At 69.7% G+C, this 12969-nt stretch carries 10 protein-coding genes and 1 pseudogene; 5 read left to right on the top strand and 6 right to left on the bottom strand.

What is annotated here, in order from left to right; genetic code table 11:
- The first annotated feature begins 274 nt into the window (after window positions 1-274).
- The 3 genes from G4D87_RS22015 (at window position 275) to G4D87_RS22005 (ending at window position 5312) form a co-directional block, all read left to right on the top strand.
- A complete protein-coding gene (locus G4D87_RS22015) occupies window positions 275-1954 on the top strand; it encodes an LVIVD repeat-containing protein (protein WP_163784053.1) in 1680 nt (559 codons plus the stop codon).
- 113 nt (window positions 1955-2067) lie between these two features.
- Window positions 2068-3672 carry an LVIVD repeat-containing protein gene (locus tag G4D87_RS22010; protein ID WP_163784051.1) on the top strand — a complete coding sequence of 535 codons (1605 nt, stop codon included), beginning with the start codon at window positions 2068-2070 and terminating at the stop codon, window positions 3670-3672.
- A gap of 44 nt (window positions 3673-3716) precedes the next feature.
- Entirely contained in the window at window positions 3717-5312 is a 1596-nt protein-coding gene (locus G4D87_RS22005; protein ID WP_163784049.1) for an LVIVD repeat-containing protein, read from the top strand.
- On the opposite strand, the gene G4D87_RS38960 is transcribed toward G4D87_RS22005, so the two are convergent.
- From G4D87_RS38960 to G4D87_RS21975, 6 genes are all read right to left on the bottom strand, one after another.
- The gene (locus G4D87_RS38960; RefSeq protein WP_205507678.1) at window positions 5264-5476 is read right to left on the bottom strand and encodes a hypothetical protein; all 213 of its coding nucleotides are present in this window, start codon (window positions 5474-5476) and stop codon (window positions 5264-5266) included. The two genes, G4D87_RS22005 and G4D87_RS38960, sit on opposite strands and share 49 nt — an antisense overlap.
- Window positions 5473-7539, bottom strand: a complete 2067-nt coding sequence (locus G4D87_RS21995) for a response regulator (RefSeq protein WP_163784046.1) — start codon at window positions 7537-7539, stop codon at window positions 5473-5475. The genes G4D87_RS38960 and G4D87_RS21995 overlap by 4 nt, the downstream gene beginning before the upstream one ends.
- Window positions 7536-7913 carry a response regulator gene (locus G4D87_RS21990; RefSeq protein WP_163784044.1) on the bottom strand — a complete coding sequence of 126 codons (378 nt, stop codon included), beginning with the start codon at window positions 7911-7913 and terminating at the stop codon, window positions 7536-7538. Before G4D87_RS21990 ends, G4D87_RS21995 begins: the two co-directional genes overlap by 4 nt.
- A 570-nt stretch (window positions 7914-8483) precedes the next feature.
- Window positions 8484-9545: a class A beta-lactamase gene (gene bla, locus G4D87_RS21985; protein WP_205507677.1), complete on the bottom strand. Its 1062-nt coding sequence runs from the start codon at window positions 9543-9545 to the stop codon at window positions 8484-8486.
- Window positions 9546-9565: 20 nt separating this feature from the next.
- Complete coding sequence (locus G4D87_RS21980; RefSeq protein ID WP_163784042.1) at window positions 9566-9946, bottom strand: hypothetical protein; 381 nt, start codon at window positions 9944-9946, stop codon at window positions 9566-9568.
- A 129-nt stretch (window positions 9947-10075) separates the two neighbouring features.
- Window positions 10076-11716 (bottom strand): NHL repeat-containing protein, encoded by a 1641-nt coding sequence (locus G4D87_RS21975; RefSeq protein WP_163784040.1) that lies wholly within the window; start codon window positions 11714-11716, stop codon window positions 10076-10078.
- A gap of 188 nt (window positions 11717-11904) precedes the next feature.
- On the opposite strand from G4D87_RS21975, the pseudogene G4D87_RS39525 reads away from it, so the two are divergent.
- A pseudogene (locus G4D87_RS39525) lies at window positions 11905-12489 on the top strand (DUF6310 domain-containing protein); the annotation flags it as partial.
- Between the two features lie 3 nt (window positions 12490-12492).
- Window positions 12493-12969: DUF5953 family protein (locus G4D87_RS38950; RefSeq protein WP_240358487.1), on the top strand; the 477-nt coding region annotated here is incomplete at its 3' end.

The raw sequence follows: 12969 nt of genomic DNA, 5'->3' as shown, positions 1-12969 counted from the left end.
GCCCAGCCTACCCCGGCCGGGAGCGAGATGGCGGAAGGCCGCGCCCCGACCCGCACCTCCAATGAATGGCAACTCATGCGGTGCGCCGTGGGCGCCGCGCGTCTGCAAGGCCAGGACCATTTCCGCTCAAACACAAGCAGCCGGCGCCACGCCGGTCCTTTGCCGCTCATCTGGCAATCATCTCGAACCAGGAGCGACCAGACAGGCGTATGTCTGCGTAAGGCGGAGGACGGCCATCCCCGCAGTGCCTCGCATTCCCCCATGAGGTGTCTCCATGACGTCCCCGCTTCGCCCGGGCTGGGCCCTGCTGTCCGCGCTGACCGTACTGCTGTCCACCACCGGCTGTGATGACGACCCGCCTCCGCCCGTCCCCGACGCGGGGCAGCAGCCCACGGACGCCGGGACGGACGCGGGCACCGAGGCGCCCTGGGATGGGGGCTACACCGTGCTCGACGACCCGGGTGACTGGATTGACCGGGGCTCCTTCTCCGAGTGCCGGTTCACCGTGGAGCCCTCCAACCTGGAGTCCTGCGAGGACCCGGCGAACTTCGACATGTCGTCGTGCAACGCGGACCAACTGGCCGCGATACCGCCAGACGGTATCTACATGTCCGACCTGCGGGGGGAGCGGCTGCTCGCGGATGGCGGCACCTTCGTCACCCCTGGCAGTGGCGGGTTCCAGCTCCACTCCGACGGCGGTCCGGACACGCTCCACGGCCTGCCCCTCGGCACCCGGATGACGGAGGGTGGCACCTTCTTCCTCTCCGCCCGGCAGGTACGGCCCTCACTCGGGGACCGGGTGGTGTCCGTGGCTGGCTGTGAGACGCCCAAGCCCGGCTTCATCACGGGCTGCTACATCACCTGTACCCAGGGCACCCGGGGCTTCACCCACGCCAAGGGGACCTTCGAGGCCCAGCGCCCGGACCGCACGGACGAGCCCGAGTCCTCCGGCGGCTTGCAGCTCGTCTCCGAGTCCGTCGTGGACCTGGGCACGCCGGTGGACGTCTACGTCGCCCAGGACCACGCCTATGTCGTGTCCGTCAATCGGTTCGGCCACTTCGGCGGGCTCACCGTCTTCGACGTGAGCGACCGGGCCCACCCCCTCTTCAAGACGTCCATCAGCCTGCCGGGGGACTCCTACTGGAACGGGGTGTGGGCCAAGGGCGACGCGCTGTACGTCGCCAGCGCGGACACCGGCGTGTCCGTCTTCGACATCTCCAACCCCGGCGCCCCCGAGTTCGTCCAGCGCCTGCCGGGCAGCGGCGCCGTCAACGTGCACACCGTGCTGGTGGAGGGTGACCGGCTGTACGCGTCGGACGTCACCGACTTCGTGGGCAGCACCCGCGTGTACGACGTCAGCACGCCCCTGACGCCCGTCCTCCAGCAGGTCATCACCTTGCCCGAGGAGTTCTCCCTCGGCGGTCCCCATGACTTCTTCGCGTACGAAGACCGCCTGTACATCAGCAACGGGTACGGCGGTTACTCCGTCGTGGACGTGTCCGACCTGGAGAACGTGCGCCACCTGGGCCACTACTTCTATCCGGCGTTCGGTGGCTTCTCGCACCACAGCGCGGTGGGCACCTTCGCGGGCCGCACCATCGCCTTCGAGGGTGGCGAGTTCGCCGCCTCGCACCTGCGCGTGCTAGACGCCACCGACCCGGCGAACATGGTGAAGATTGGCGAGTTCCGCATGCGGCCCGTCACCTCCATCCACAACATGATTCTCAAGGGAAACCGGCTGTTCATCGCCTGGTACCACGAAGGCCTGCGCGTGCTGGACGTGTCCAACCCCACCCAGCCCCGACAGGTGGCGCACTTCAATACGTACCGGGAGAGCGACCCGCGCCGGAGGGAGGGCACCTTCGAGGGCGCCTTCGGCGTGCGCCTGCCCGGCGACGGGCATGTCTACGTCGTGGATTCCTCGCGCGGGCTGCTCATCTTCAACGAGCCTTGAGCAGGCTCCGGGGGCGCCACTTTGCGGAGGTCGCGGTGACATCTATGCTGTGCGGAGGGCGCCCGCGGAAACGACGCGGGCACCTCCTTCTCTTCATCCAGAGGCCGCACCTCATGCCTGTTCGTGCCGCGCGCCCGTTGCTGGCGCTCGCCTGTGCCGGGGCGTTGTCCGCCTGTTCCTCTTCGGAGCCCACGCCACCAGCGCCCCCTCTCGAGCCGTCCGCCTATGACGGCCCCTGGGAGGCGCTTTCGGAGCGGGGGGAGTGGGTGGACCCCGGCGCCTTCGAGGCGTGCCCCGCCCTGAGCTCCCAGGTCGCCTGCGGTGCGCCGGAGGCCATCGTCCTGCCGGGCTGCGACATGGGCTCGCTCGCGGGCCTGGAGCGGGAGGGCGCCATCTACCGCGCGGAGATTCGCTACGAGTTCCAGGGACAGTCCGGCGTCCAAGCGTCACCGGGGAGCGGCGGCTTCCAGTTCGATGCGGCCCGCCAGCCCGTGTCCGTCATGGGCCGCGCGCCCCATGGCTTCGCCCTGGACAGCGAGCGCTTCGTCCTCGCCACCGAGTACACGCGCACCACTCAGGAGCAGGACCGGCTCACCTTCGCGGGCTGCCGCGCCCAGGGCCCCCGGCACCTCACCGGCTGCTTCCTGTGGTGCCGCAACGGCACGCTGCGCTACCGCGGCAGCTTCCGCGCCGAGCGCATGACGTGGCGGGAGGACGAGCCCGAGTCCTCCGGCCTGCAGCTCCTGTCCGAGTCCTTCGTGGACCGGGGCCTGCCGGTGGACGTGTACGTCACGCACGGCCACGCCTACGTCGTGTCCATCAACGCGCCCGAGCGTCAGGGCGGCCTCACCGTCTTCGACGTGCGCGACCCCCGCGCCCCCGTGCAGACCGCGTCCTTCCAGCTCCCCAGTGACGGGTATTGGAATGGCGTCTGGGCCCGGGACAACGCGCTCTATGTCGCCAGCGGGGATGCGGGGCTGCTCGTGTTCGACCTGGAGGACCCGGCGCGGCCCGCCTTCGTGCGCAACCACCCTGGAGGCTCCGGCCCCATCGACGTGCACACCGTCTTCGTGGAGGGGACGCGGCTCTACGCCATGTCGCCCGGCCCCAACCAGGAGACGCTCATCTTCGACGTCAGCCAGCCGTTGGCGCCTCAGCTCCTCACCCGCTACGCACACGCTGGCGGCAACGGCTACCCGCACGACGCCTTCGCGTACAACGGGCGGCTCTACATCAACCACACCACCGACGGCTTCCTCATCGTCGACCTGGAGGGCGAGACACCGGCGCTCCTGGGCCGGTATGCCTACCCCCACGCCTACAGCCACGCCAACGCGGTGGGCACCTTCAACGGCCGCACCGTGGCCTTCGAGGGCGGCGAGACGCTGGGCGCCCACGTGCGCGTGCTGGACGTCACGCAGCCCGTCGCCATCACGAAGATTGGCGAGTACCGGCTGCGCGGCCTCACCTCCGTCCACAACATGGTGCTGGTGGGCACGCGGCTCTATGTCGCGTACTACCACGAGGGCGTGCGCGTGCTGGACGTGTCCAACCCCGCCCAACCTCGTGAGGTGGCGCACTTCAACACCTTCCGCGAAGCAGACCCGCGCCGGTCCGACGGCATGTACGACGGCGCCATCGGTATGCGTGTCCCCGGTGACGACCACGTCTACGTGGTGGACACGTCGCGCGGGCTGCTCATCTTCGACGCGCCCTGAGCTGGGCACGGACAACTCCTTCTCCTCATCCACGGACCTCACCCATGACTGTTCGCACCCCATGCCCGTTGCTAGCGCTCGTTTGCGCCGTGTCGTTGTCCGCCTGCTCCTCCTCGGAGCCCGCGCCACCGGAGCCCACGCCACCGGCCTATAACGGCCCCTGGGAGGTGCTTCCGGAGCTGGGGGAATGGGTGGACCCCGGGGCCTTCGAGTCGTGTCCCGCGCAGACGTCCCCTACGGCGTGCAACGTGCCGGAGACACTGGTGATGCCAGACTGTGACTTCGGCTCGCTCGCGGGACTGGAGCGGCAGGGCGCCATCTACCGCGCGGAGATTCGTTACGAGACCGAGGTGCAGCCCGGCACCGTACAAGTCTTCCCGGAGAACGGTGGCTTCCAGTTCGACGCCTCGGGCCAGCCCATGTCCATCATGGGGCTCGAGCCCCATGCAGCCATCATGAATGACGAGCGGTTCTTCATTTCCTCCGGACCCACGAGTCCAGCGGGGAGGGATAACGGCTACACCTTCATCGGATGTCACGCCCAGGGCCCCCGGAGCTTCACCGGCTGCGTCCTCTGGTGCCGCAACGGCACGCTGCGCTACCGCGGCAGCTTCCGCGCCGAGCGCATGACGTGGCGAGAGGGCGAGCCCGAGTCCGCCAGCCTCCAGCTCCTGTCCGAAATGCGCGTGCCCCTGGACACGCCCGCGGACGTGTATGTCACCCACGGCCACGCCTATGTCGTGGGCATCGACCGGCGAGGGTCTGGCGGCGGCCTCGCCGTCTACAACGTGAGCGACCCCTACATTCCCGTCCAGCAGACGACCATCCGGTTCGGCCATAACGAATACTGGAATGGTGTCTGGGCCAAGGACAACGCGCTCTACGTCGCCAGCGCTCGCGAGGGCGTGCTCGTGTTCGACCTGACCAACCCCAGGCAGCCCGCCTTTCTACGCAGCTACCCGGGCAACAGCCGCGTCGATGTGCACACGCTCTTCGTGGAAGGGAACCGGCTCTATGCCATGTCCCCATCCCAGAAGCAGACGCTCATCTTCGACATCACCCAACCGCTGGAGCCCCAGCTCCTCACCCACTTCACGTATCCCAGAAGCATGGGCTACCCGCATGACGCCTTCGCGTATGAGGGGCGCCTCTACGTCAATCACCTCGAAGACGGCTTCCTCGTCGCAGGGCTGGACGGCGAGACACCGGCGTTGCTCGGCCGCTACACCTACCCTCATACATTCAGCCACGCCAACGCGGTGGGCACCTTCAACGGCCGCACGGTGGCCTTCGAGGGCGGCGAGACGATGGGCTCCCATGTACGCGTCCTGGACGTCACCGACCCTGCGAACATCGTGAAGATTGGCGAGTACCGCCTGCGCGGCCTCGCCTCCGTCCACAACATGCTGCTGGTGGGCACGCGGCTCTACGTCGCGTACTACCACGAGGGCGTGCGCGTGCTGGACGTGTCCAACCCTGCCCAGCCTCGTGAAATCGCGCACTACAACACCTTCCGCGAGTCAGACTCGAACCGGACAGACGGGCTGACCGACGGCGCCATCGGCATCCGTGTACCGGGGGACGGCCGCATCTACGTCGTGGACACGTCGCGTGGGCTGCTCATCTTCAACGAGCCGTAGTCCCTGGGGCTCACGCCTCGATGCGGTTGCGACCGTTCTCCTTCGCGCGCAAGCGCCGCGCTGCGCGCGGGCTCCACGCGGTAGCCCTTCTCCCGCAGGAAGGTGCCCACCGGGGACTGCAAGTCCTTGTCGTCCTCCATGAACAGGAGCGTCCTGCTGTTCATGACGGGGGTGCCTCTCTCGCCAGCAGGCCGTTGAGGAGGTCCCGCACGGAGGAGACCAGCGCCTCTTCCGAGGCGCGCGACCTGGTGAAGTGCCGGGTGAGGCCCAGGGTGAGCTGCCGCTCATCCATGCGCGTCAAATCCCGGCCCGTGAAGACGATGAGGGGCGTGGCGCGGCCCTGGCGGAGGATGTCGATGACCTCGAAGCCGTCCAGGTGCGGCAGGCCGACGTCCAGGACGATGAGGTCTGGCGTCGTCTCCCGCGCGAGCTCCACCGCGCTCTCACCGTCCGCCGCCTCGAAGACCTGCACGCCCAGCCGCTCCAACTGCGCGCACAGCGTGCGCCGGGTGCTGGCGTCGTCATCCACCACCAGCACGCGCACCTGGCCCGGCTGCCGCGTGGCGTAGCGCAGCGACTTGAGCAGCCGCGACTCCTCCAGCGGCCGGGGCATCCAGTCCACCCAGTACGGAACGCCCTCGGCTTCGTCCGAGCCGCCAGACAGCGCCAGCACGGGCAGCTCACGCGTGCGCGGCTGTTCGCGCAGGCGCCGCACCCAGTCCAGCGCGTGCCCTTCCGGGAGCTGCATGTCCACCACCAGCGCGTCCGGCAGGGCCGTGTCCAGGTGCTTCGCCGCCTCGATGAGGCTGGTGGCGCGCAGCACGCGGTAGCCTTCGTGCGAGAGGAGCCCGCCCAGCAGCGACGCCAGCTCCGAATCCGCGGTGGCCAGCAGCACCTCGTGGCGGGCCGCGTCCCCGGGGAGGACGGGCGGCGGCGTGACGAACGCGGGCCGGGCCGACTCCAGCTTGCCTGCCTCCAGCTTCTCCAGGTCGAGGAGGTCGTTGATGATGCGGATGAGGCGCTCGGTGTTGGTGCGGGCGATGCGCACCATGTCCAGCGCCTGGGGCGGAACATCCCCCGCGATGCCGCCCTCCAGCAGGGCCAGGGAGCCGCGGATGGAGGTGAGCGGCGTGCGCAGCTCGTGGCTCACGGCGGAGATGAACTCGTTCTTCATCCGCTCCACCGCCTTGCGCTCGGTGAGGTCGCGCACGAGGACGGTGTAGCGGGGCGGGCCTTCTCCGGGCACGCGGACGATGGTCAGCTCCGCGGGGAAGGTGCTGCCATCCCCGCGCAGGCAGGGGGACTCCAGCCTCGTGGCCTGCCCCGGCGCGGTGCTCCGCCCCGCGGCCAGCACCTTCTGACGGGCACCGTCCGGCAGCTCCGCCGGGAGCGCCACGGAGAGGAAGTCGCGGCCCACCACGTCCGCGGCGGCCACCTGGAAGGTCTTCCGCGCCGCGGGGTTCAGCTCCAGCAAGGCCCCGCCACCGTCCAGCAGGAGGATGCCGTCCGGAGAGGCCTCCAGAATCGCCGCCTTGCGCGCCTCGCTGGCGCGCAGCCCGTCGTTCGCCGCGGACAAGGCCCTGGTGCGCTCGTCCACCCGCCGCTCCAAGTCCGTGTTGAGCGCGGCCAGGTCGGCGGTGGCGCGGGACAGCCGCACCAGCACCACCAGCACGTAGGCCACCAGCGCCAACGAGCCGAGGAAGAAGATGATGCGCGCGCGCTCGTTGCGCTCCTGCGCGCGCTCGTAGAGCTCCAGGTAGGTGTTGATGAGGCGGTCCGCCCGCGCGCTGACAGTCCCCTCCAACAGGGCCTGGACGGCCGCGTCCGCCTCCGCCTTCGCGCCTCGCGCGTCAGCGGCGCGGGCCCGCTCCAGCAGCGCGGCGCTCTCCTCCAGCGCGCCGACGAACAGGTCCAGCGCCGCGCTCATCGTGCGCTGGTCCATGGCGGACAGGGAGGAGGGGAACCGCCGCAGCGCGTCCGCGCGCGCCCGCAGCGCGGCGAAGTCCTCCGGGTCCGTGCCGTGGAGCGTGCGCAGGCCCAAGCGTTCGCGCAGCACGTCCAGCTCCAGGTCGCCGCTGGCCACGCGCAGGTGCCGCAGCGCGCCGCGGTAGCGGTCATTGTCCGAGGTGGCCCAGGGACGGCCCATGGCGAACAGGCCGCACAGGAGCAGCAGCGCGCCCGCCGCCAACACCCCCGAGCGACGCGAGAGGCGAAGCCCCTGACTCATCCTGGCACCAGCTCGTGAACATCCTGAGGCGGCGTCATCGGGTCGAAGGGCTTCCCGATGACGCCCAGCGCGCCCAGCTCCAGATAGCGGGCGACCTCCTGCTTCTGGATTTTCGCCGTCATGAAGATGATGGGCGTGCGCGCCGTGGCCTGCTCGGCGCGCAGCCGGCCGAAGGTGGTGGGTCCGTCCATGCCCGGCATCATCACGTCCAGCAAGATGAGGTCGGGCTGCTCCGCGCGGGCCTTCTCCAGGGCCTCCGCGCCCGACGCGGCCAGCACCGTCTGCCATCCCCTCACGCGGCTGGGGCTGAGATTGCCGATGGTGCGGATGTCCTCTTCATCGTCGACGAGCATCACCTTGCGAAGGGTCGTCATGGATGAGGCCGGACTGTACCAGGGCGGCCGTGCCCGGAAGCAGCCGGGGCAACGCCAGGGGTCGGCCCGGTGCCGGAGACGGATTGGGCCATGGCCTGACACCGCCTGAGGCGCGGATGGAGAGGCCGAGCAGGCGACGTGAGGCGCAGTGGCTGGGAGGGGCGCACGTCGCCGTCTGGCGCCGCGCGCCGCGGCCGCTCCACCTCAAGTCCACGCCCAGACCTCCGTCGCCCACGCGCCCTTCCGCCTATCCCTGACGCGGTCGTGCTAGGCGCGAAAGGCAATGCCCGCTTTCTGCATTGCGGCGTGTAGTTTGCCCAAGGCGTTGGGTCCCATCCCGTGAAGCGACCGCACTTCATCCTCTGAAAGCTCAGCCAGGTCGTTGAGGCGTAGGAGCCCCGCGTTGACGAGCGCACGGCGTGCAGGCGCGGCAAGGCCCGCCTCCCGCCAAACACCGTCCACCGACCCATATCGTTCGAGATTGACTTCGCCTCGGGTCACGGGACAGCTCGCCGTCGGGTCAATGGGCCGCGCCATGGGGAAACTGTAGCTCGCGCGGCGGTGTCCCACCTACAACTCGCCGCGGTCACCGGCCCAGAAGTCGAACGCTTCACGGGCGACATCGGCGATGACTCGCTCGCGGGTGGCGTCGTCGGCCGGCGACTCGGAGACGAACACCGCGACCACCAGCCGTCGCCCGTCCGGCAGCGTCACCAGCCCGATGTCGTTCGTGGCCGCGGTGATGCCGTCAACCGTCCTCGATGTCCCCGTCTTGTGCGCGACCGGTGTCCCCGCGGGCAGACGTCCGCGGATCCGGTTCGGGCCCGTGGGTGTTTCGGTGAGGAGGCGCAGCAGGTGCCGCCGCCCGTCCGCCGACATGCCCCGCCCCGCCTCCACCGCGAGCAACAGGGCCGCCGCGCCTTCGGGCGTCGCCCAGTTGCGGTACTGAGCCTTGGGGTCGCGCCCCATCTCCTTTTCGGTGACCGCGACCTCGACGCCTTCGACCTTCACGCTGCGCAGGTATCGCGTCACCGCGACCGGGCCACCAACCAGGCCGAGCAGGACGTCCGCGGCCGTGCCGTCGCTGCCCGACGCGGCACCGCGCAGCAGCTCGCCCAGCGTCAGCTCGACGCCGTCGGGGTGCGCATCGCGGAGCGGGCTGTGCTGCCGGTCGGACACGAAGTCCGAGGGCTCGACGCGCACGCGCTGCTCCAGTCGCAGCTCACCCCGGTCGACGGCGTCCAGGACCGCCATCGCGAGCGGCAGCTTGAACACGCTCTGCATCGGGAAGCGGCGTCCGCCGCCAAGCACGACCGCAGCGCCGTCCGCGTCGTCGTTAGCCAGGACCACCGCGACGCCGACCGGGCCCTCGGCCGGCGCGACCGCACGCGCCAGTCGTTCGCCGAGCTCGCCGTGCGCCGCGATTGGCGCTGCGCGCGCGTCCACCGGAACAGGGCCCGCGGCGCACCCCGACGTGCCGAGCACCGCCAGCAGGACGAGGGCGGCGACGAACAGGCTCGAACGATGATGCGCGCGAGTCTCTGATGACATCTCGTCATCATTCTTCGCGGCGCGATGCGTGGCAAGGCGCCGCGCGCCCCGGACGGAGGCGAACACGAACAGCCTGCGCATCGAGAGGGTCCTCGTCGCCGTCACCCGGCGCGAAGCCGCCGGTCGATGAGGGCGCCGACGACCGCGCCGACCAGAATCGGCACCAGCGCGTAGAGCGGGATGAACACGAGCGCGATGGCGGACTGCGCGTCCGCCGCCAGGCTCAGCGACCCGTGCGCCCAGGCGAGGAAGCCGAAGCCCGCCAGCGCGGGCGCCAGCAGCGACACCGGCCGCTGGTAGAAGAAGCTGACGGCGAGGAGCGCGCCCCACGCGAGCGCGTTGAACACGCCGAGGAACAGCGACGCGCCGAGGCCGCCGCCCGCGTACTGCTGCACCCAGTCGAGGCCACGCGGCAGGCGTGCTGCGTACGGGAGCAACAGCCCGATGACGACGATGAGGATGCGGGCGGTGCGCATGGTCATTCCGGACTCCATCGCTTTGCAGGCCGCTCAACCCGACGAATGGCGGCGCTGAAGAATATCCCGTCCGGCGCAAGTCCCAGCGCCGTGGCGCTTCCTCCAACCCCGGCGTGGCCCCGCGCCGTGAGGGCGCTACGGCACGCCCGTGAGCACGCGCCCGTCGTACAGCCGGATGTAGCCCTCGCCCTGGTCCGTGACGGCGCCAAAGCCGCCGGTCACCACGACATGGCCCGCCGGGGTGAGCGCGAGGTCGCTGATACGGACCGGCCCTCCCGTCCCCGTGCTCCCCTCGACGTAGGTCACGAGGCCGAGCGCACGGGTCGTGAGGTTCATTGCCGAGAACCAGCCCCGGCCAAACTCCGTTCCAACCGCGAGGGGTTCGTGCCCGCCGACGAGCAGCGTGCCGGAGGGCGCGAAGGTCTGCAGGGTGACCACGCCCGGCCCGTTCGGGATGGTCGCGGTCCACTGCGTCACCCCATTCGCGCCAATCCACCGCTGGGTGAAGCCCCCGGTAGACTGCGAGGTGTTCGGCAAGAGGGTGCTCGTCGCGCCCTCGGCGTTGACGGCGAAGAGGTCCCAGCCCTCCTGCGTCTCCCACAGGATGGCGCCCTCCGCGCTGTACTTCCGGAGGTAGGACTTCACGAACACCGACTCCCCGGACGTCTCGTTCCGGTTGAACACGCTGCCGGACAGATAGACCTCCGCCTGGTCATTCACCGCCAGGCCAGAGGCGTAGTTGAACTGGCCCTCATCGAAGCGCAGGCTCCAGCGCTTGGCAGCCTGCGGCGAGATGGCGATGAGTTCGAGCTGACGCGCGAGCTCATGATTGCCCAGGCTCAACAGCACGTAGACGTTCCCGCTTGCGCTCACCGCGAGCGCGGGCCAATGGGGATTCTCGACGGATTCTGAAGAGGTCCACAGCACCTGCCCGTGCGTGTCGTACCGGGTCACCCGTCCGAAGGAGTCCACCACGTAGGCATTGCTCGCGCCATCCAGGGCCATCTCCACCCCGCCGCTCAGGGGGACCGACCAGCGCAGTTGTCCGGTGCTGCTGAGCCGCTGCAACTGCCCGACTTCCAGGACGACGATGTCACCATCGGCCGAAACCGCCACGCTCCGCGGATGAGAGCCCCGCCGCGCCTCCCACCGCAGGAGGGACTCGAGCGCCTCCAGGGAGACGACCTTCGTCCCGTCCATGACGAGCGAGCAGCCGCCACCCGCCACCACGGCGCAGGCCCCGCCCCAGGTCGGAATCCCCGCTGGTTCGGCTCGGAGCGTCACCTGCGCCTTGCGGACCGGCAACCTGCACGGCTCGTCGCAGGACCCGCCTTCCCCCTCGGCCACCACGCGCGCTCCGCCACCCGGCAGGCGCCGCACCTCCACATGGCCGACCCCCATGCCCTTGAGGACCGCGCTGTCCACGTCGGGCGCGCCCTCCACCTCGAGGCGGGCCTCGCTCGGCCCCGCCAGCCGGGGCGAGAACCGCACCCGCACCTCGCACTCCCTGCCCGCGTCGAGGAAGCGCTCGCAGGTGTTGGCGGTGATGGTGAACCCGTTGCCCTCCACCTTGACGGACACGGACTCCACCGCCGACGGAGACGCGTTGCGCACGGTGAAGCGCTGCTCGGGGGAGGACCGGCCCAGCTCCACCTCACCGAAGTCGGCCTCCTCCCGGTCGATGATGAGCACGGCCGGCTTCTGTTCGTCGCCGGAGCACGCGGCGGAAAGGACAGATGCGCCGAACAACAGGAAGAGCAATGGCTTGCGAAGCATGCGCGGCCTTCTATGCGAGCCCATGTCCGCGTGACAAGCTGGCAGGCATCATCCAGCTCGCGGACAAGCGCGTCGGGCGCGTCACGGCGGCAGATGGACACCTCGCCGTCACCCAATGCTGCTGCCCCAATTCCAGAAGCGGACAGCCTTGCCATTCAGCTCGCTGGCTAGACTAAAAGGACGTGACCATGCGACCACGCGCCTGCGCCGCACTTCTCCTCTTCCTCTCGGCGTGCGCTACGTCGGCACCGAGCCCAAGAGAACGCGCGCCCCGAACACCAAGAATCCGCAACCTCCAGCGAGCGGCAAAGCTGCCGTGGCGGGACGAGGGACAGTGCGTCGTCCGTGAGGCTTCCCAGCCTTGGCCCGTGATGGCGGAGCGGTGCTACCACGCCCTCGACCATGACCGGGTCCGGTTCAACGACCCGACGGGAAGGTGCGCGGTCGCATCAGCGCAGGACGGGTTCCCCCCGGTGCCGACTGAGCCACTGGAGCGAGAGCGACGCCCTGAGCGCAGGCCCGTCCCGGTTCCTCACGCGGGCAAGGATGCCCCGCACAACGAGTGCGCCGACACGTTTCCGCCCAACCGCTATCCCGGCATGGACGTACGTGTGAATGGCATCCGCTTCGATGCGCTGCAAGTCGGCGTGCGCGTGCCATGGGAGATCAAGGCTCATCGGTTTGACACATACAATGGCTTCATCCGGGAGCGGGAAATCGAGAAGGAGCTCGAGCAATTGGCCCAGGAGCGCGACGCTGCGCTGGCCTGTGGATAGATGACCACTCGAAGCCCCCTCATTCTCAACGTCTATGCGCCTGCGCTTTCGGGTAACGACAAACGCCCACTCGCCGCCGTCCATGGGTTGGAAAAGGCGCTCCCCGGATTGCGTCTGGCGTGGAGAGTCACCGCGAGGCGACGGCTTGCCGCGTTACCACAGCGCGATGCGTGGCTGGCGGAGGCGGCCACGCGCGGCGAGTTCCCTCTGACATGCAACGGCGATGAGCGCTACGCCGTGATGATTTCCGGGCGCCACCGCTCCGCGTATGTGAGCCCAGGCGGGCGACCACAGCTCCAAATCCATGCGAAGCTGCCGCTGGGCGCCGCCGTTATCACGGCAGCGGCGGATGTGCTTGAAGCAGTGGCAGAGGGCGCACGCGCGTTCTGGGGGCATGCGACGACGGACGGCGCTTCGGGGGACATCGCGCTGCAAATTGCGCCCACTCTGGAAGGGCCGCCGTCCCCACCCCGGGGC

The organism is Myxococcus vastator, assembly GCF_010894475.1.
Taxonomy (GTDB): Bacteria; Myxococcota; Myxococcia; order Myxococcales; family Myxococcaceae; genus Myxococcus; species Myxococcus vastator.
The sequence above is the reverse complement of the archived record's forward strand: the minus strand, read 5'-3'. Positions and strand labels throughout refer to the sequence as shown.